Annotated in this window: 17 protein-coding genes; 2 read left to right on the plus strand and 15 right to left on the minus strand. The window is 73.4% G+C overall.

Annotation, left to right across the window (positions count from 1 at the left end; all coding sequences use genetic code 11):
- Nucleotides 1-26 precede the first annotated feature (26 nt).
- From STBA_RS26490 to STBA_RS26565, 14 genes are all read right to left on the minus strand, one after another.
- A complete protein-coding gene (locus STBA_RS26490) occupies nucleotides 27-845 on the minus strand; it encodes a 2-amino-3,7-dideoxy-D-threo-hept-6-ulosonate synthase (protein WP_077061614.1) in 819 nt (272 codons plus the stop codon).
- Between the two features lie 14 nt (nucleotides 846-859).
- Entirely contained in the window at nucleotides 860-2,143 is a 1,284-nt protein-coding gene (locus tag STBA_RS26495; RefSeq protein ID WP_079252184.1) for an aspartate kinase, read from the minus strand.
- A gap of 206 nt (nucleotides 2,144-2,349) precedes the next feature.
- A complete protein-coding gene (locus tag STBA_RS26500) occupies nucleotides 2,350-3,186 on the minus strand; it encodes a creatininase family protein (protein WP_077061615.1) in 837 nt (278 codons plus the stop codon).
- Nucleotides 3,183-4,034, minus strand: a complete 852-nt coding sequence (locus STBA_RS26505) for an ABC transporter ATP-binding protein (protein ID WP_077061616.1) — start codon at nucleotides 4,032-4,034, stop codon at nucleotides 3,183-3,185. Before STBA_RS26505 ends, STBA_RS26500 begins: the two co-directional genes overlap by 4 nt.
- A 23-nt stretch (nucleotides 4,035-4,057) precedes the next feature.
- Complete coding sequence (locus STBA_RS26510) at nucleotides 4,058-4,843, minus strand: ABC transporter permease (protein ID WP_077061617.1); 786 nt, start codon at nucleotides 4,841-4,843, stop codon at nucleotides 4,058-4,060.
- The gene (locus tag STBA_RS26515; RefSeq protein WP_079252185.1) at nucleotides 4,840-5,640 is read right to left on the minus strand and encodes an ABC transporter permease subunit; all 801 of its coding nucleotides are present in this window, start codon (nucleotides 5,638-5,640) and stop codon (nucleotides 4,840-4,842) included. The genes STBA_RS26510 and STBA_RS26515 overlap by 4 nt, the downstream gene beginning before the upstream one ends.
- Nucleotides 5,641-5,668: 28 nt before the next feature.
- Nucleotides 5,669-6,643: an ABC transporter substrate-binding protein gene (locus STBA_RS26520; RefSeq protein WP_077061618.1), complete on the minus strand. Its 975-nt coding sequence runs from the start codon at nucleotides 6,641-6,643 to the stop codon at nucleotides 5,669-5,671.
- 89 nt (nucleotides 6,644-6,732) lie between these two features.
- Nucleotides 6,733-7,653, minus strand: a complete 921-nt coding sequence (gene griF, locus STBA_RS26525; RefSeq protein WP_079252186.1) for a grixazone synthase — start codon at nucleotides 7,651-7,653, stop codon at nucleotides 6,733-6,735.
- Nucleotides 7,654-7,678: 25 nt separating this feature from the next.
- On the minus strand, nucleotides 7,679-8,092 hold the full coding sequence (locus STBA_RS26530) for a tyrosinase cofactor (protein ID WP_253195012.1): 414 nt from the start codon (nucleotides 8,090-8,092) through the stop codon (nucleotides 7,679-7,681).
- A gap of 15 nt (nucleotides 8,093-8,107) precedes the next feature.
- Nucleotides 8,108-9,520: an aldehyde dehydrogenase family protein gene (locus STBA_RS26535; protein WP_077061619.1), complete on the minus strand. Its 1,413-nt coding sequence runs from the start codon at nucleotides 9,518-9,520 to the stop codon at nucleotides 8,108-8,110.
- Entirely contained in the window at nucleotides 9,520-10,578 is a 1,059-nt protein-coding gene (locus tag STBA_RS26540; protein ID WP_077061620.1) for an AMP-binding protein, read from the minus strand. The genes STBA_RS26535 and STBA_RS26540 overlap by 1 nt, the downstream gene beginning before the upstream one ends.
- A 398-nt stretch (nucleotides 10,579-10,976) precedes the next feature.
- Complete coding sequence (locus STBA_RS26545) at nucleotides 10,977-12,362, minus strand: MFS transporter (protein ID WP_077061621.1); 1,386 nt, start codon at nucleotides 12,360-12,362, stop codon at nucleotides 10,977-10,979.
- A 104-nt stretch (nucleotides 12,363-12,466) separates the two neighbouring features.
- Complete coding sequence (locus STBA_RS39025) at nucleotides 12,467-14,974, minus strand: BTAD domain-containing putative transcriptional regulator (RefSeq protein ID WP_253195014.1); 2,508 nt, start codon at nucleotides 14,972-14,974, stop codon at nucleotides 12,467-12,469.
- A 98-nt stretch (nucleotides 14,975-15,072) separates the two neighbouring features.
- Complete coding sequence (locus tag STBA_RS26565) at nucleotides 15,073-15,693, minus strand: NAD(P)-binding domain-containing protein (RefSeq protein ID WP_077063625.1); 621 nt, start codon at nucleotides 15,691-15,693, stop codon at nucleotides 15,073-15,075.
- A 232-nt stretch (nucleotides 15,694-15,925) separates the two neighbouring features.
- Between STBA_RS26565 and STBA_RS26570 the strand changes: the two genes are divergently transcribed.
- Nucleotides 15,926-17,056: a helix-turn-helix transcriptional regulator gene (locus STBA_RS26570; RefSeq protein ID WP_077061622.1), complete on the plus strand. Its 1,131-nt coding sequence runs from the start codon at nucleotides 15,926-15,928 to the stop codon at nucleotides 17,054-17,056.
- Between the two features lie 19 nt (nucleotides 17,057-17,075).
- Here the strand turns inward: STBA_RS26570 and STBA_RS26575 are convergent, their stop codons facing one another.
- Complete coding sequence (locus STBA_RS26575; protein ID WP_077061623.1) at nucleotides 17,076-18,131, minus strand: LacI family DNA-binding transcriptional regulator; 1,056 nt, start codon at nucleotides 18,129-18,131, stop codon at nucleotides 17,076-17,078.
- A 148-nt stretch (nucleotides 18,132-18,279) separates the two neighbouring features.
- On the opposite strand from STBA_RS26575, the gene STBA_RS26580 reads away from it, so the two are divergent.
- Nucleotides 18,280-19,497 (plus strand): amino acid ABC transporter substrate-binding protein, encoded by a 1,218-nt coding sequence (locus STBA_RS26580; RefSeq protein WP_077061624.1) that lies wholly within the window; start codon nucleotides 18,280-18,282, stop codon nucleotides 19,495-19,497.
- Nucleotide 19,498: the final 1 nt, after the last annotated feature.

Below are 19,498 nucleotides of genomic sequence, written 5' to 3' on the forward strand. Positions count from 1 at the left end.
TTTGCGGGGGTTGCGGGGGGTGCGGCTCAGGCCGCCACGGCCCGCCCGGCGGTACCGGCGGGCAGCGCCGCGCCCTTCTGGTGAATGAGGTCGGAGAGCTTGTCCGCCATGGCGCCCGGGTCCGGGGCCTGGAAGACGTTGCGGCCCATGGCCACGCCGACGGCGCCGCCGCGCAGCGCGTCCTCGACGTAGGCGAGCGTCTGCGCCTCGTCCTGGTTGCGGGGCCCGCCGACCACGACCACGGGGATGGGGGCCGTGCCGGTGATGGCCGCCATGCCGGCGACCGAGCCGACGTACGGGGTCTTGACCAGGTCGGCGCCGAGGTCGGCGGCCAGTTGCACCGCGTGGGCGACGAGGGCGGGCGACCGCGGGTCGTCGATCCTCGGCCCGCGCGGGTAGACCATGGCGAGCAGCGGCACGTTCCACCGGTCGCACGCGTCCGCGACGGCGGCCATGTCCGCGATCTGCTGCCGCTCGCCCGCGGAACCGAGGTTCACGTGCACGCTGACCGCGTCGGCGCCCGCACGCAGGCTCTCCTCCACGCTCGCCACGAGGTACTTGGCATCCGGGTCGGGCGCGTGCGCGGTGCTCGCGCTCAGGTGCACGATCAGCGACGTGCGGGTGAACCACTCGGGGTCGACGTGCCGCAGGGCGCCCTTGTGCAGGACCACCGCGTCCACGTGGTGCGCGGCGAGCTGGCCGACCAGCGCGTTCAGCCGCCCCGACGGGGTCAGCGGCCCGTCGGTGAGGGAGTGGTCCAGCGGCACGACGAACAGCCGCTCCGGGTCGTGGTGGTGCAGCCGTTGCAGGCGGAGCCGTCTGGCGAACGAAGTGTTGTTGATCATCTGGCTTCCCCGGGTCATGGCTGGTGGGAGAGGTGACGGTGCTCCGTGTCCGTTCCGGCGTCGAGGCCGAACTCGGTGTGCAGCAGCCGGACGGCGCGCACCGAATCGCCGTTCGGCACCGTGACCGACACCCGCAGCTGGGAGGCGGAGAGCAGGCGCGCGCCGATGCCCGTACCGGTGAGGGAGTTGAGCATCCTGGAGGCGTACTGCGGGCGGCTCAGCAGCCCCTTGCCGACGATGGAGACCTTGGCGAGGTGCTCGTCGACGTCCACGCCGCCCGCCGGCCCGGCCAGTGCGGTGAACCAGTGCCGGACGGCCGGCGTGTGGGCCCGGCCGACGGTCACCCCGACGGACATGTCCCCGCCCGGGGTCCTGGTGACGGTCGCCATATCGGCCGGGATGGCCTGCCTGGCGAGGATGTCGAAGACCGCGGGAGCCGGATCGCCCCGGTCGGCGGCGCTGGTGAACGTGACCCGGGCCACGTCGGCCTCGTGGACGACCGCCACGACGGCGGCCCTTGCTTCTAGCATGTCCTCTCCGTCCCTGTGAAGAATGCGGGTGCCGATGTCGCGGGCCGCGGAGCCGCCGACGTGGATGTCGATGCCGTAGAGGGCGGCGAGCTCAACGGCGCGCGCGTGCATGACCCGCGCCCCGGCGAACGCCATCTCGGCCATGACGTCGATGTCGACGGTGGGCAGCACCCGGGCGGCGGGCACCACCCGCGGGTCCGCGGTGAGCACGCCCTGGACGTCGGTGTAGATCTCGCAGTGGCGGCTGCCGAGTTCCGCGGCGAGCGCCACGGCGGTGGTGTCCGAGCCGCCGCGGCCCAGCGTGATGGTGTCGCCCTCGGCGGTGAGCCCCTGGAACCCGGCGACCACGACGACCTCGCCCGCGTCGAGCAGGCGGCCGGCGCGTTCGGTGTCGATCGCCACGATGGTGCCCAGGCCGTGCGGGCCGCTGACCAGGATGCCGCTCTGCGCGCCGGTCAGCGCGGTGGCCGGCCGGCCGATGCGCTGGAGCGCCATCGCGACCAGCGAGGCCGAGGCGGTCTCCCCGGTGGCGAGCAGCTGGTCGAGTTCCCGGCCGCGCGGCCGGGGGTTGATGCTCCCGGCCAGGTCGAGCAGGTCGTCGGTGGTGTCGCCGCGGGCGGACACCACCGTGACCACCCGGCGGCCGGCGCCGGCCGCGGCGGCCACGCGCCGGGCCACGTTCTCCAGCTGGTGGCCGGTGGCCAGCGAACTGCCGCCGTACTTCTGCACCACCACCTCGCCCGCGCTCCCGGCCCTCAGCGCCACCATGCCGCCTCCGCTCGTCGCACCGCTGCTTCCGATTCGTTGCGACGAGCTTGCGGGAGCCCGGTATCGTGCCCGTTTCCCCACCGCACCACGCCCGCATCGTGCCCGCATCACCCTGTGAACGCCCCGCCCCGGCGGCGGACATGCGGAAGGGCCCCGGACAACGAGCAGTCCGGGGCCCTTGCGCATGCCCGCTGAACGTACGGACCCTAGGCCGCCGCGTGGCGCAGGCGTTCCGTGATGGCGTGCGCGGCACGTTCCGCGGCGTCCGCGGCCACGGTGCGCCCGTGCGCGGCGCCGGCCGCCGCCGGGTCGCCGAGGTAGCCGTCCGGGGTGATGCGGCGGGCGTGGTCGTGGCCGCGCCGCCAGGCCGCCACCTCCCGAGGTCCCAGATCGGTGGGCGGCAGCCCGGCCAGGAGCGCGGTGCGCACCAGGTCCCGCCGCCCGGCCAGCATCAGCGACGTCTCCTCCCGCCCGGCGTGCAGATCGGGCGGCCCGTCGCGGGCGGGCACGGCGGTCGGCGGCAGCACCGTGACGGCCGGGTCGCCGGGCGTGAGGCCGAGACGGTCGGCGAGGCCGGGCTCCATCACGAACGTGGCGTCGACGCCGCAGCGTTCGCGCCCGGCCAGCACACCCGCGTGGACGGTCCTGTTGTGCAGCGCGTCACCGTGTCCCGAGAAGCAGAAGACGTGCCGGAACCCGTCGCCCGCAAGACCCGCGAACAGGTCGGCCATGACCTCCGTCATCACCGCGGGTCTGACGCTCCACGAGGCGGGGAAGCCCGCGGAGACGACGTTGACGCCCCAGTAGTACGGCGGCACGATCAGCGCCCGCACGCCCCGTTCCGCCAGCAGGACGCGGACCTCGCGCAGCCAGGCGCTCGGCAGGTAGATATCGGTCCCGGCCGGGAGGTGCGGGCCGTGCTGCTCGATCACGCCGAACGCCCACAGCAGCACCGCGCCCTCCCGGGCGGCCCGCGCCACCTCGCCCCAGGTCAGCTCGGCCACGGTCCCCGCCAGCACGTCCCCGTCCGGCGCGGGCGTCACGCCCGTGCCTCCCCGGCCGGCGGCGCGGTGTGGTAGGTCTTGGCCCGCTGGATCAGCGTGAAGACCTCGGCGCGCAGTTCGGCGAACCGGGGCAGGGCGCGGGTGGCCAGCTGCTCGCGCCGCGCGGGCAGGTCGACGGCGACGCTGTCCAGCACGACGGTCGGCGAGGCGGACAGCACCAGCACCTGTTCGCCGAGGTAGACGGCCTCGTCGATGTCGTGCGTGACGAACAGCACCGTCATGCGCAGCTCGTGCCACAACGACCGGGTCAGGTCCTCCAGTTCGGCGCGGGTCTGGGCATCCACGGCGGCGAACGGCTCGTCCATCAGCAGCACGTCCGGCTCGTAGGCGAGGGCGCGGGCGATGGCCACCCGCTGCTGCATGCCCCCGGACAGCTGCCACGGATGGGCGCCCGGCACGTCGGCCAGGCCGACGGCCGCGAGGGAACGTTCGACCAGGCCGTGGCGGGCGGCCTTCGGTAACTTCTTCTGCCGCAGCGGCAGTTCGACGTTCTGCGCGACCGTCAGCCAGGGGAACAGGCTGCGCGCGTACTCCTGGAAGACCACCGCCATGCCGGGCGGCGGTGCGAGCACCGGCTCGCCGCCCAGCCGCACCGCGCCCGCGCTCGGCGGCAGCAGCCCGGCGATGCAGCGCAGCAGCGTGGTCTTCCCGGCGCCCGACGGGCCGACGACGCAGGCCAGTTCGCCCGCCTCGACGGTGAACGTCAGATCGCGCACGGCCTCGAAGGTCCGCCGCTTCCCCCGGTACGTCTTGGCCAGGCCCTCGACCTCAAGGCGCCCCCGCCGCGCGAGGGCGGCGGGCGGCGATACGCGCGCTCGGGTGGTCATGACTTTGCTGGTCACTCTCCTCGTCACTCTCCTCGTCTGGCATTCCGCAGCCCCCGGTACCAGCCGAGGACCCTGGACTCGAACAGGCCGAACAGCAGCGAGAGACCGAACCCGACGAGCCCGAGCAGGAAGATCCCGCTCCACATCTCCGGGATGGCGAAGCCGCGCTGGAACTGCACGATGGCGAAGCCGAGTCCGCTGGAACTGGCGAACATCTCGCCGATCACCATGAGGATCAGGGCGATGGACAGCGCCTGCCGCATGCCGGTGACGATCGCCGGGCTCGCCGCGGGCAGCACCAGGCGGCGCAGCCGCGCGGCCCCCGTCAGCCCGTAGCAGCGCGCCGTGTCGGCCAGGATCTCGTCCACCGACCTGACGCCCTGCACCGTGTTGAGCAGCACCGGCCACACCGCGCCGGTGACGATCACCGTGATCTTCATGGTGTCGCCGATGCCCGCCACCAGCATGAGCACCGGGATCAGCACCGGCGGCGGCAGGGCGCGGCAGAACTCGAGCGCCGGCTCCGACAGCGCCCGCAGCCGCGGGCGGGAGCCGAGCAGCACGCCGAGCGCGACGCCCGCGAGCACCGCGCCCGAATAACCGGCCGCCAGCCGCCCGAGACTCGGCAGGACGTCGTCGGCCAGCCGCGCGGAGAACCATGTCTCGCCGAACGCGGCGGCGATCTCGTCCAGCGGCGGATAGTAGAGGTACCGGTCGCCCGCGGTCACCGCCCCCCACAGCGCGATCAGCGCCGCGGGCAGCCCCAGCAGGTAGGCGAGCCGCACGGCGCCCGCAGCCAGCATCCTCATGCCGCCGCCTCCTTCCGCACCGAGGCGTGCCAGAACAGCACGCGCCGTTCCAGTGCCCGCGCGCCCGCGTTGACGGCCACGCCGAGCAGCCCGGTCACCACGACCAGGGCGTACATGCGGTCCACGGCGTTCGCGGCCTGGGCCCGCGCGATCTCCCGCCCGAGCCCGGGGGCGCCGATGACCAACTGGGCGGTGACGGCCAGGATCAGCGCCACCGAGGCAGCGAGCCGCAGCCCCGTCATCAGGAACGGCAGGGTCGTCGGCCACACCAGGTGACGCAGCCGCAGCCACCAGGACAGCCGGAAGCCGGCCGCCGTGTCCCGCGCCACCGGGTCGACGTCCCGCACCCCGGCCAGCACCTGGAGCAGCACCGGCCACACCGAGGCGTACACCACGAGCAGCAGCGTGGAGGTCTGCCCGGTGCCGTACAGCAGGACCGCGAGCGGCACCAGCGCGACCGAGGGGATCGGCCGCAGGAACTCGATCGTGGAGGCCGTGACCCTGCGCAGCGGCGCCGCGCCGCCGATGACCAGGCCGAGCCCCACGCCCGCCGCCGCGGCGACGGCCAGTCCGTACCCCCAGCCGCGGAGCGTGTCGGCCAGCGCGCTCCAGAATGCGCCGCCGGCCGCCTCGTCGGCCAGCGCGGCGGCCGTCTCGCTCAGGGGCGGCAGATACGCGGCCGGAACGAGACCGAGCCGCGGGGCCGCCTCCAGCAGGCCCGCGCACAGCAGCAGGCCCAGCGGGCCGAGCAGTCCGTCTGGCACCGCGCGGATTCTGCGGTGCGGATACCACGTCATCGCGTCAACTCCCACGTCGGGGACGGGCTCAGGGAGCCAGCAGCCCGTCCAGCGGGTCCGTGTTCTCGATCAGGCCCGCCTCGGCGGTCAGCCGCGCCAGGTCCTCAAGCTCCGCCGCGTCGGTGCGCGGGTCCCAGCCGGGCAGGGTGACCCGGGCGCTCACGCCCTCCGCCAGATCCAGGTAGTCGTCCAGGACGGCCCGCGCCTCGTCGGGGTGCTCCTCGGCGTACCGCAGGGACCGTTCCAGCGCCGTCGCGAACCGGTCGACGACGTCGGGGTGTTCCGCGGCGAAGCTCTCCGAGGTGAACCAGCCGGCGATCGGCAGCCCCTGCCCCATCGCCGCGTAGCTGACGGGGACGGCGTGCGCCCCCTGCCCTTCGGCGATCGTGATGAACGGCTCGCTGAGCATGGCGGCGTCCACGTCGCCGGCCGCCAGGGCGGCCGGCATGTTGGGGATGGGCACCTCGACCAGCGACACGTCCTCGCCCGAGAGGCCGTGGCGCGTCAGGCCCGTCCGGACGGCGACCTCGTTGATGCCGAGGAGGGTGTTGACCGCGACCGTTCCGCCGCGCAGGTCCGCGACGTCCGTCAGGCCGGGGTCCGCGGTCATCAGCTGTCCCGACCCGTCGTCGAGCGCGTCCGCCGAGGCGCGGGCGCCCACCGACACCATGCGCACCGGAACGTCCTGGCTCCTGGCGAGCAGCAGGCTGACGATGTTGGAGTACCCGATGTCGAGGCTCCCGCTGGTGACCGCGGGCACGATGGCCGCGCCGCCCTGGGATTCCGTCATGGTGACGGTCAGGCCCTCCTCCGCGAAGAAGCCCTGCTCGATGCCGAGCCGGATCGGGGCCACGTCGATGATGGGGATGACCCCGAGGTCGAGGTCGTCCGGGTCGCCTCCGCTGCCGCCGCCGCCGGGACCGCAGGCGGCGGAGGCGCTGAGCAGCAGGGCCGTGGCGGCCGTGAGGGCCGCGCGGACGTGTCCGCGGCGAAGAGGCAGCATGGCAACTCCTTCGGCTTCGGGAGAAGTTGGGGAGCGGTGGAGCCGGGCGGGCCGCGACCGGCACGGCCCGCCCGCCCCGCCGCGGTGCGCTACGCGTCGTAGCGGTACCACCGGGTGTGGTCGATGAGGTCGGCCGGCGTCTTCGTGTGCCAGGGCCCCAGCGGCGTGTGCAGGTCCGGCACGTCCGGCGTGTCGGTCAGCGGCAGGTAGTGCGGCACGTCGGGGTTCCGTTCCTGCCACAGTGCCCAGCAGCGGTCGATCATGCAGTGGTTGAGGAAGAACACCGGGTCGTTGGGCGAGCCGATGTACATCATGTGGCCGCCCACCCAGACGTGCCCGGCGGCGTGCAGCTTGCCCACCTTCGGCTCCCAGGGGAACTTGGTGTAGCCCTCCAGGTGGTTGCGGAAGCTGTCGTACGGGGCCTCGCCGCCCGCGGTGTGGTTCCACGGGGCGCAGTCGTAGACCGGGAGCGCGAGCGTCTCGTCCAGCTCCCGCGGCGTCGGCAGCACGTCGGTGAGGGTCCCCATGTCGCGCACCAGGTAGTCGCGGTCGTCGTGCGTGTAGTTGCCGTTCAGCGCCGGGTTCTCGTCCCCGACCGGGATCACGCTGATGTTGAGCACCCAGCCGTTGTCGCGGGCGAACGGGCCGGTCATCACCCGCCGGTCGCCCGGCCGCCCGTTGCCGCCCATGAACTCCTCGTCCCACAGCGGCGAGTCCTCGCCGTGGTCGGTCGTCCAGTCCCAGTAGGGGAGGGTGACGCGCGGGTCGACGCGCTGCAACTCCCGCTCGAAGCGCATCAGGTACTCGCGGTGCCAGGGCAGGAAGCCGGGGTTGATGTGGCCGAGCCGCTTCCCGGTCTCCTTGTCGAGGTAGTCCCGCGAGTTGATCCGTATATGCAGGTCCACGTAACGGTCGTAGATGCCGCGCCGCTTGATCTCCCGCACCGCGTGCACGAAGCGCCGCTTCTCCTCGCGGCTCATGTTCAGGTGGTTCTTGCGGATGTGCACCATGAGGGCCTCCCTTTCGACCGGGGCGTCAGACGACCGTGATGTGGGTGCCGTGGTGCCCGGACGGCAGCAGCGCCGCGCCGCGCAGCTCCTCGACCGCCCGGCGGGCGGCGTGCAGCGGGGTGGGCGCCATCTCGTAGTGGCACATGGAGCTGAGGTACGCGTCGTCGGCGAACTTCATCAGGTGCAGCGGCCGGTCGTCGATGAAGACGCCGCCGCCCTCGGCCTCGGGAACGACTCTGATGGTGCGGCCCTGGTACTCCTCCACGTACGCGCCCGCGCCCTGGTGGCCGCCGGTGTCCTCGCCACCGCCGTGGGCGGCGTGCGCGTCCGCATCGCCGTCGCCCACCACCAGCGGGGTCGCCGCCGCGGCGGCCACCAGGGCCGTTCCGGCGACGCCCGCGACCATTTCGCGCCTGTTCAGATGCCTGTTGAGATGCATGGGGTCAACCCTTCTTCAGGGGCGGGCGGCCGGCTCGCGCGCCGCCACCACGCCCTTCGGCTCCAGCAGGAACTGGGTGTAGTTGTCGTCGTGCGGGATGCCGGGGACCGCGGTCCACGGCAGGACCGTGCCGCGCGTCACCTTGCGGACGCTCGGCTCGCGCAGCGCCGCGTCGACCAGCTCCTCCCGGTCCGTCAGCAGGTTGAGCACCAGGGAGTCGCGCAGCGGCGCGATGCCGTCCGCCGGTGACCACGGCGCCACCACGACGAACGGGAACGGCAGCTCGGTGCCGACCGCCGGGTGGTCCGCGCGGTCCGCGGACAGCACGACGGGGCGCAGCAGTACCGAGCCGTCCGGCAGCGGGACCACGGTGCCGCCCGGCTCGAACCGGGCGCTGTGGTCGGTGAGTTCGGTGCGCAGCTCGGCCAGGCGGGCGCGGATCTGCTCGCCCCTGGCCCGGTCGGCGACCAGCAGCGTGGCGTTCCCGTCGGTCGCGGGCAGCGAGGGCAGGGCGCTGAGCCGTTCGGCGAGCCGGTCGGCGACCTGCGCGACCGGGCGGGTGGTGAGCACCGCCGACAGGTTGGTGCAGCGGGTGCCGCCGTCGACCGAGGCGGAGCGCGCCAGGTGGCCGAGCACCGCGTCGTCGAGGTCCGCGTCCAGCACGGCCTTGGTGCGCCCGGGGCCGCGGACGGCGACGGAGGCGCGGCCCTGCCACTTCCGCACGGCCTGGTCGCCGCCGTAGACGATGCCGCGGTCGGCCGCGCCGAGCAGAAACTCGCCGGTCGCCCGCGAACAGGGCAGGAACGCGGCCTTCGCGGGCGGCAGACCGGCGGCGAGCAGCGCACGCAGCAGCCGCAGCGCGGTGAACGGGTCCCGGCTGCCGGGCTTGATCAGCACGCTGTAGCCGTGGAACAGGGCCTGCACCCAGGCGGCGTTCGGCGTGGGGTGGTTGCTGGCCATGACCGCGGCGAAGACGCGTCCGCGCGGCACCCAGCGGGTGGCGAAGCCGTCGCCGAGCCCGGTGGGCGGCAGTTCGGCCGCGGTGGTGGCGGGGAGTTCCGCGATCTCGGTGACGAGGTCGTGCACGGCCTGCCGCACGGCCGTCGCCGTCAGCCCGGTGGCGTGCGCGACGCGCGTCACGTACGCGCCGGGCGTCTCGCCCCCGACCGTGCCCTCGGCGAACTGCCGCGCGGCCTCGGCGAGGAGGCCCGCGTCGACGGGGCGGCCGTCCGCCAGGTCCCTGATCTCGTTGAGCGCGGCGAGGGCGAGCAGCCGCGGCGCGGTGCCGACGTCGGCGAGGTCGCCGCCGAGCACGCTCGGCAGCGGCGCGCGGTCGGCGCTCGCCACGGAACGGCCGCTGACGAGGGGGTCGATGGCGAGGGGGGCGACGGCGGGAGGGCCGGCGGCGAGGGGGAGCGCGGCGCCCATCAGTAGACCCCCTCGATGATGCGCACGTCGTCAAGTGCCCGGAAGGTCTGCACGTCCGCGAGCCCGTCGACGTGCCCGCCCGCGGACGGTTCGATCCGTACGGCGCTGTCCCGTTCCATGACGTTGGGCAGGAACATTTCCTCGGCGACCAGGTGCAGGCGCACCCGCCCGCGTGCCCCGTAGGGCACGAGGTCGCCGGCCTCGTCGACGAGTTGGAGGCGCGTGGTCCGCGGGTGCGGCTCGAACACGCAGGGGTACGCGTCGCCGGGCGCCGCCGGGCGCTGCGGGGCGACGCCCATCAGGCTGTTGCCGTAGATCCCGATGATCGCCGTGTCGGGGAAGAAGACCTCGTTCAGCTGGCGCAGGCTCTCGGCGCTGATGGAGGTGCCGGCCCAGATGATGGCCCGCACCTGTGTCCGCACCAGCTTGTGCAGCCGGGGCCTGGCGCAGATCGCCTCCAGGAGGGGCGGGGTGCTGTTGAGCACCGCGACGTCCTGGGTTTCGAGGATCGTCTCCGCCTGGTCGAGCAGGTGCTGGACGTAGGCGTCGGCCTCGTCGGAACGGCCCTCGGCCAGCAGCCGCTTGACCCAGCGCGGGTCGAGGTCGACCGTGTAGAAGATGCCGCCGCCGAGCGCCGCGTACCGGGCGACGTCGAAGCCGATCACGTGCGGGCCGCTCGGCGCCAGGTGCAGCCAGTTGCCCTCGGCCGGCACGCCGACGGCGAGCAGCCGTTCCCTGGCCCACGCGAGCATGCGGGAACGGGCGGCGCTGTCCACGATGCGCTTGGGCGAGCCGGTGGTGCCGCCCGAGTCGTAGACGCGGAACGGCAGGTCCGCGAGCGCGCGGGGGATCAGCGCCCGCGCCGGTACGGTGCGCAGCTCCGCGCTGACGTCGGGGAAGCGGGTCAGGTCGGCGGCGCTCACGACCTCGGTGACCGGGTCGAAGCCGAGGCCGGCCCGTTTGTCGAGCCAGAACGGGGAGCCCGTCTCCTCCTGGAAGTGCCACGCCATCAACGTCCGTATGTGGGCGTCGAAAGCGGTGTCCGTAGCGTCTGACATGGCGTTCTGTGGCCTCCCCGTCGCGTGAAAGATGCCGGTGCGCCCTATCGTCAGGCCGCGCGTTATCGCGGTCGTATCGCGGCTGTTTCGGCGCGGCCGGGCGGACGCGGGCGCCCCCCGGACGGCACGGGCCGTCCGGGGGGCGCGTCGGGGTGGCTCGGCAGCCGCGGCGCCTAGGGCCTGTCCGGTGGATCTTCGTGGAGCCAGTGAGCGGCGTCCGGTGCGTGCGATCGCGTGGGCCCCTCTTGCACGATGCGTGCAAGAGGGAGCCGGATCGCAGCTCGTACTTGGCCGTACTCGCGCGATTCGGCAACGCAGCGTGGGGGCACCTCCCAGCCGCCAGGCTGGGGGAGTGCGTGCCGGGCGTCGCGCGCCCGCGAAGATCCACCGGACAGGGCCTAGCGTGCCTGAGGCGCTTTCGAGCCGCGGGGGCCGCCGTGGCCGGTCAGGGTCAGGGCGAGCGCGGCGGCCAGCAGCGGGAAGCCCGCCACGAGGCCGAGCGTGGTGTACAGCGAGACGGACTTGGCCAGGGCGCCCGCGGTCGCGCTGCCGACCCCGCCGCCGACGAAGAAGGTGAGGTTCAGCAGCCCCATCGCGCCGCCGCGCAGGGCCGGTTCGATACGGGCGGACATCAGCGCCGTGGACACTACCTGGGTCACGGCGAAGGCGGCGAAGCCGAGCGAGGCGCCGACGACCGGCAGCGCCGCGTTCTCCGTGCCCAGCGCGGAGGCGAGCGTCGCCGCCATCGCGCAGGCGATCACCGCGAGCAGCACGCTGCCGCCACCGGCGGCCGGCAGCCGCCCGGCGAGCCGGGAAAGCACCGCGCCGACGACGGCGCCCGGCAGCAGCCAGGTGCCCACCGCGAGCACGCTCCAGCCGTGCTCCTGCACCAGGATCTGCGGCACCGCATACATGGCGGCGAACAGGCCGGCGTACACGCCGACCCCGGTGACGGCCGTGCGCAGGTACAGGTTGTCGCCCACCAGGCGCCGGGGTACGAACGAGGCCGGCACGGTCCGCACCCGGCGGGCGAGCAGCACCACGGACAGCACCAGGGCGACCGCGAGCACGACGACGAGCCCGGCCGCGATCTCCAGTGCGGACGCCTGGATCAGCAGCAGGAACGAGGTGGCCGCCACCGTGAGCAGGGTGGCGCCCGGCAGGTCGAGCGGTCGGCCGCTGCCCTGCCGGGCGGCGGCGGGGCGCAGGCACAGCGGGACGGCGATCAGCGACAGGGCCGGCAGGACGAGCGCGACCCGCCAGGTCACCCACTCGGTGAACACCCCGCCGGCGAGCGTGGCGCTGGCCGAGAACACCGCCATGGTGGCCCCGAACCCGGCGAGCACCTTGGGCCGGTCGGCGGCCTCGGCGGACGCGGAGAGCGTGACCGCCCCCGAGGTCATGGCCCCGGAGCCGAGGGCCAGCACGAAGCGGCCGGCCACGAGCACCCCGAGGTTCGGGGCGAGCAGGCAGACGGCCGCGCCGACGGCCAGCACCAGCGAGCCGAGCAGCAGGGACGTGCGCAGGCCGCGGGAGTCGGAGAGCCGGCCGAAGAGGGCGGTGCCGACGCCGAGGGCGAGGGCGTGGGCGGTCAGCACCCAGGCGACGGCGGACGGGGTGGCGTCGAGCGAGGCGGCCACGTCCGGCAGGGCGACGCCCGCCGCGGTGACGCCGAACACGGCGGGGCCGAACAACGCGCCGTAGCGCAGTCCCGCGGACCTGGCGCTGAGGGAGCCGGAACGGGGCGGGGCGGCCGTGGGGGACACGGCGGAACGTGTGGACACGGGCAGTCCTTCCGCCACCGGTCGGTCGGCCGGCGGCTGGGCGGGATGAGCGGGAGGAGCCGGACGAGCGGCGGGCGCGTTGCGGCCGGGGCCGGGAGCGGCGGTCATCCGGTGCGGCGGATGGTGTGGCCGAGCCGGAAGAGGTGGCGCGGGTCGTAGGTCGCCTTGAGGGCCGCGAGCCGCGCGTAGGCGGCGGGCGGGAAGCAGTCCGCCACGGCCTCGGCCGTGTCGGGTCCGGCGAGGAAGTTGAGGTACCTGCGGCCGGTGCTCCAGGGCGCCATCCCGTGCAGCACGCGGTCGGGCGCGCCGGGGCGGGAGAGCGTGGAGAGGGTGAACGCACCGTCGCGGCCCGCCACCGCGTTGGGCACGGCCGCGGGGCGGGAGAGGGCGCCGCCGAGGTGGCGCAGCTCGACCATCAGGTCCGTGGAGCCGGAGCCGTCCCCGGCGAGCGCCAGCAGGCGCGTCACCGCATTCGCGTCCAACTCGCGTAAAACGACGTTGCGTTCGTGGAAGGGCATCGGCTCGGTCGGGTCGCGGTGGATGTCGGCGACGGCCGAGTACGGCATGTCCCCGACGTCGTCGAGGAGGGCGGGGCCGATGGCCCGCAGCGGGCGGACCAGGCGTTCGCCTTCCGCGCCCCGGCCGTTGAACGCGATGCGCAGGTGCGCGACCAGGCGGTCGCGCAGGAACTCGGGCACGGCGGGCGCGTCCGGCAGGCGCAGCAGCGCGACCGAGGAACTCATCGTCTCGGGTACCGTCTCCGTCCACCGCTGCCAGGCGTGCAGCAGCGGTCCCGACAGCTCGCCGGGGAAGTAGATGCCGCCGCCGTAGAGCCGTTCGACGGGCACGAGTCCGAACTCCATCGCGGTGACGATGCCGAAGTTGCCCTTGCCGCCGCGCAGAGCCCAGAACAGGTCGCCGTGCCGCTCGGCCGTCACGTCCCGCAGCACGCCGTCGGCCGTGACGAGCTGCATGCGGATCACGTGGTCGGCCGCGTAGCCGTACTGGCGGCCGAGCGGCCCGAGCCCGCCGCCCAGCGTGTAGCCCACCACGCCGACCAGGTGGGAGGAGCCGTTGAGCGGCGCGAGGGCGTGCTTGGCGGCGGCGGCGATGACCTGGTGCCAGCGCGCGCCCGCCTCGACGCGGGCGGTGGCCGTGCGCGGGTCGACGGCGACGGCGTTCATGCGTTTGGTGCTGACCAGCACACCGCCGTCGGCCGGCGCGGCGATGCCGTGCCCCGTCGCCTGGACGCCGACGGGCAGCTCCCTTTCCGCGGCGAACCGCACGGCGGCCTGGACGTCGGCCGCGGACACGGCCTGGACCACGAGGGCCGGGCGGTGCCGCGCGATCAGGTTGAACCCGGACAGCTCCGCGTCGAACTCCGCGTCGCCCGGGGCGAACACCTCGCCCCGCAGCTGCGCGACGAGCCGGTCGAGTGCCGCGGGGGAGACCCCGGGTGGGTGCGCGTGCTCCGCCATCGATCGTTCCTTCCTGCCGTGCCCCGACGAGCCGTTGTTCTCGCGTTTCGGGCTCTGACCGGCAGTTTCCGCCGGGCGGGCGGCACCCTCCATCCCCCGTAATCGAGGGACGACCCGGCGGCCCTCCCCCTCGGTTGAGGGGGAGGGCGCCGTTGCGTCCGGCAGCCCGAACGGCCGGAAGTCCAGCCGCTCGGGCGCACGTTCCGCCAGCTGGGAGTAGGCCGCGCGCAGCACGGCGATCTCCGCTTCGAGCAGCGCGATCCGGTCGTGCGCGGGCGGTCCTGCGGGCGGTCCTGCCGGCGTGGCGGCGGCCCTGCGGGCGGGCCGCGCGGGGCCGTGCCGCGGCCCGCCCTCCGCCTGCGGCCCCAGCGGCAGCGCGCCGTCCTGCTCGCCGCGGAGGATGTGCCGCTCGATCGTCCGCAGCCGCTCGCCCGGCTCGATGCCCAGCTCCTCGGAGAAACGGCGTCTGGTTCTGCGGAAGAGGGACAGCGCCTCGGCGGTGCGGCCGGAGCGGAACAGCGCGATCATGAGCTGCGCGGACAGGGTCTCGCGGAACGGGTTCTCGCCGACGTGGTGGGTCAGCTCGCCCAATATCCGCCGGTGCCTGCCCAGTTGAAGTTCCAGTTCGAAGCGGTCCTCCAGGGCTGCGTACCGGTCCTCGTGGAACTTGAGCGCCACGGATTCGAGCAGCGGGCTTTCGAGGCCCGCGCCGATAGGACCGCGCCAGAGGCAGAGTGCCCGTTGGAAAGTCCGCACCGTTTCCTCGCTCGGCGCCGTGTCGTTCGCGGCGCGGGCGGCGGAGACCAGCGAGACGAAGAGGTGGAGATCGACGCCGCTTTCCTGGACTCGTATCTCATAGCCGGACTTGTGCGTCTCTATCGTGGCTGCGACACCTCCCGCGGCGAACTGCCGACGCAGGGAGGAGACGCAGATGCGCAGCTGGCTGCGGGCGGTCGCGGGCGGCATGCCGTCCCATATCGCGCGGACCAGACGGTCGATGTCAATGATCCGGTTCGCGTCGATGAGCAGCATCGTCAGCAGTATCCGCTGGCGGTCCCCGCTGAGTCTGATCTTTCCGCCCGTGCCGTGCACGACGAGCGGTCCGAGAATGCGGAAAGGGAATTGGTGAACCATGAAGCCCCCCTCAGGTCGGAAATCTGTTTCCCCTTGATTTTCCGGGCGCCGGACAGGCCGGCGCCGTGTCCCCTTGTGCTCTTCTGCTGGCGCATATTTCACCAACTGGGCAGAAACTGAAAGGCCCATCCCCCGGTGATCAGCAGTCGCTCACGCATTTCCTGCCCGATGCGGGCCATTTCCTCCAGTACCCGGGCGTTGTCGAGACCGCCGACATCGAGGGCGCGCAGCCCCGAACGGTCGACCAGCTCGATGACGGAAAGCTTCGCCCGGTCGTCGTCGGACGCCACGAAAACGTCCACCGGCCGCCGGTCGATCTCCCCGGCGAACAAGGCGCGGGAATCGGCGGTGGCGAAGGCTTTCACCCAGCGCGCGCCCGGCGCCGCGCCGGCCAGCGCGCGCACTCCGTTCGCCGTGGCGTGGTGACCGGTCGGCACCGTCACGTCGACCAGGGTGCGGCCCGCGAGCGCCCGGCCGCGGCTCTCGATCAGCCCCAGGCTCTCGCGCCAGCCGAGGGCGAGGACGATCAGCTGCGGCCGGAGCGCGCCCGCCACCGTGGCGGGCCGCACGGCGCCCGGCGTGTCCCTGACCGCGAGCGCGGCGGCCCGCCTGGCCCGGTCCTGGCTGCGGTCCGCGAGCAGCACGCTCGCGCCCGCCAGAGCGGCCCGCCTGGCTATCGCTCCGCCCATGCCGCCCGCCCCTATGATTCCGATTCGCATGGCCTGGCTGACTCCGTCCATAGTTCTAGGGAAGGTAGCGTTCCCTCTCGGACGCCTCTACGGCTCGAAGAGGCCGCGTGACCGAAAAGCCCTGTCCTCCTCACTTCGCACGGGCAACCCTTGCCTACTCGCGCGCGCTTCCCCATCCCGCATCCGAGGGGGGACCGCCGTCGGCCCCCGCCCCCTCAATTGGGGGGTTGGCGAAAACGGTGTCCGCTGTCACGATCGACGAGTGACCAGTTCGACAGCATCCCGAAGCGAGACGGGCGAGGCCCGGTTGCTCTCCCGTGCGGCAAAGGCACCCGATGCGCTGGGCATGTTCGCCGAGGCGTCCGCACACCTGCGAAAGCTTCTCCCGTACGACGCGTCGGTGTGGCGTGTCATCGATCCTTTGACCGGATTGATGGCGGCTCCCATCCGCGCGGAGAACCTGGACGAGGGCGGCTGTGCGGTCTACTGGGAATGCGAGTTGTTCACCGAGAACGTGAACCTTTACCGGGATTTGGCCCAGGCGCCGCTTCCGGTCGCGGGGCTGCGGCAGGCCACGGGAGACCTGCCGGCCCGCAGCACGCTTTACCAGCAATTCATGCGCCCGCGCGGCTTCCAGGACGAGCTGCGGGCCGTCCTGCGGATCGGCGGCCGGCCGCACGGCCACCTCAGCCTTTTCCGGGCGAAGGGCCGCCCGGCCTTCGACGAGGCCGAGACCCGGATGATCGCCGGGCTCGTCACCCCGCTGGCCAGAACACTGCGCTCCTTCGCAGAACCGCCGCGGCACCCGCTGCCCGACGCCCCGCACGGCCCGGGCCTGCTCCTGTTCGACGCCTCGGGCGCGCTGCTCTCGGTCAACGAGGAGGCCCGCGCCTACCTGGACGAGCTGCCGGACGGGCCGGCGACGACGTCCGCGCTGGGCATCAGGGTTCCCGCCTGGGTGCAGTCGACGGCACTGAAAGCGCGCGCGATCTCGCAGGAACGTGACCACGGCCGGGCCCGGGTGCGGGTGCGGACCCGCACAGGCCGCTGGCTGGTGTGCCACGCCTCGTGTCTGCGCGAGGCGGGCGGCGCGCTCGGCCCCTCCGCCGTGGTGGTGGAACCCGCGAAGACCTCGGAGATCGTGCCGCTGATCGTCGACGCCTTCGAGCTGACGGAGCGGGAGATCGAGGTCACCCAGTGCATAGCGCGGGGGCTGCCGACCGGGAAGATCGCCCAGGAGCTGCACCTGTCGCCGCACACCGTGCGCGACCACATCAAGGTCGTCTTCGAGAAGGTCAGGGTCTCCAGCCGGGGCGAACTGGTGGGCAAACTGTTCACCGAGTACTACGCCCCCTTCGCCGAACGCGGCACCGTGCGCCCGCGTGTCCCCTGACCCCGCGTCCCGACCGGCACTAACCGGCGGGCGGCGCCGTGGAGTTGCGGACCATGAGGCGGTGGCCCGTGCTCTTGCGCCGCGGCCGGGCGGAGCGCGGCCGCAGGACCATCTCCAGCGCCGCCGCGCCCATATCGGCCATCGGCAGGGCGACCGTGGTCAGCGCGGGCGCGAGATCCTGCGCCACCTGGATATCGTCGAACCCGGCCACCGACATCCGCCGCGGCACGGGCACGTCCCGCTCCCGCAGGATGGACAGCACTCCCGTGGCCATGGCGTCGTTCAGAGCGATGATCGCGGTCGTGCCCGGGTGCTCGCGCAGGATGTGCTCCGTGCTCTCCCGGCCGCCCTCCCTGGTGAACGCGCCGGGCACCACCGGCACCGCGTCGGGGGGCACGCCGCGGGCGGCCAGTGCCTGCCGGATACCGGCGAGCCGGTCGTGGATCGTGGTGAGGTGGGCCGGGCCCGCGGCGATCGCGAGGCGCCGGTGCCCCAGTGCGAGCAGATGCTCGGCTAAGGTCACGCCCGCCGCCCTGTTGTCGGGCAGTACCGCGTCGCAGCGCAGGTGGTGACGGCCGATCACGGCGACGCGCCCGCCCGAGCCCTGGTAGTCCAGCAGTTCACGGTGCGCGCTCTCCTCGTCCGCGCGGTCCACGTATCCGGAGCCCGCCATCACGATGGCGCCCACCCGGTGGGCGCGCAGCAGCCTGATCTGGGCCAGTTCCGCGTGGGGTTCGCGCGCGGTGTGGCAGATCTGCACGGTCCAGCCGTGTCCGGCGGCGACCCGGAGGGCGCCGCTGGCGATCTCCGAGAAGTACAGATCGCCGATTTCGTAGACGATGAGCCCCGCCACCCGCGTGACCCCGCCGGCGAGCGTGCTGGCGTGCGGGTTCGCGACGTAGCCCATCTCCTCGGCGACGGACCGCACGTGGCGGGCGAGTCCGGGGGAGACGCCCTCCCTGCCGCGCAGTGCGCGCGAGGCGGTGGCGAGGGAAACCCCCGCGCGTTCCGCCACGTCGGCGAGGCGCGGGGGACGTGTGCGGCCCGCCTCGTCGGGGCCCGTGCCTCGGGACATGAGAGAAATCGTCTCCTGTCGTGACCATTGCAACATCGCGGGGCCGCAAGTACGGTACCGCAAGCGCTTGCGAAAGCGCTTCCTCAACGGTGGTACCAGCCGGCCTCCCCATGAGGTCCCATTGCGACGCAGCAGGGAGAGTCGCCTCATGTCCCTCTGGAAAAGGCCCACTCTGGGCCTCACGGCCACGCTATCCGCATCCGTTCTCGTCCTGACCGGCTGCTCGGGCACTTCCGGCGGCGGCTCCGACGACACCGTTCTCATCGGCGTCTCACTGCCTCTCACCGGCGATTTCTCCGAGCCGGGCAAGGGGGTGCAGCGCGGCTACGAGTCCTGGGTGGAGGCCGTGAACGCCGACGGCGGTCTCCTCGGCCGCGAGGTCGAACTCAAGATCCTCGACGACCAGTCCAGTGCCGACCGCGTCGTGCAGGACTACGAGGCGCTCATCGCCCACTACGAAGTCGACCTGGTCTTCGGCCCCTTCTCCACCCGCCTGGTGGTGCCCAGCGCGCGTGTCGCCGAGGAGTACGGAATGCTGTTCGTCGAGCCCGCAGGCGCCGCGGACCAAGTCTTCGCCCAGGGCTTCGAGAACCTCTTCTACGCCGCCCCGGCCATCGCCGACGACCACTACGATCACCTGGCCGAACACATCCTGTCGCTGCCGCCCGCGGAACGCCCGCGGACCGTCGCGGTCGCCGCCATGGACGACCCGTTCGCGCAGGGCACGGCCTACGGCCTGCGGGACCGGCTGGCGGAGGCGGGCCTCGACATCGTGGTGGACGAGGTGTACCCGCCCAACACCACCGACTTCGGCGGCATCGCCGCGAAGATCGCCGACTCCGGCGCGGACGTCGTCATCGGCGGCACCCAGTACCAGGACGCCGTCAACCTCATCGTCGCGCTCCAGCAGCTCGGCTACCAGCCGCAGTTGGCCGCGTTCTCCACGGCGCCGACCAACCCCGAGTTCTCCGAGGCCATCGGCGACAGGACCGAGGGCATCCTCGCCCCGACCGGCTACACCACCCGCGCGGCCTGGCCGTCGAACGTCGAGTTCGTCGAGCACTACACCGAGATGTTCGGCGGCCCGCCCGCGGAGGACGAGGCCAACGCGTACACCACCGGCCAGGTCGTGGCCGCCGCCGTCGAGGCCGTGGGCTGCGCCGAGCAGGGCGAATGCCAGCAGCGACTGGTCGACTGGCTGCGGGAGAACGAGGTGGACACCGTCGTCGGGCCGCTGTCCTGGGACGACCGGGGCCGCCCGCAGAGCGCGCACCTCATCCAGCAGTACGTCGGCAACGAGATGAGCATCGTGCTGCCGCGCGATGCCGCGGAGGCCGAACTCATGCACCCCAAGCCGGCGTGGTGAC

This window comes from Streptomyces sp. MP131-18, from assembly GCF_001984575.1.
In the GTDB taxonomy this organism is placed as follows: Bacteria; Actinomycetota; Actinomycetes; order Streptomycetales; family Streptomycetaceae; genus Streptomyces; species Streptomyces johnsoniae.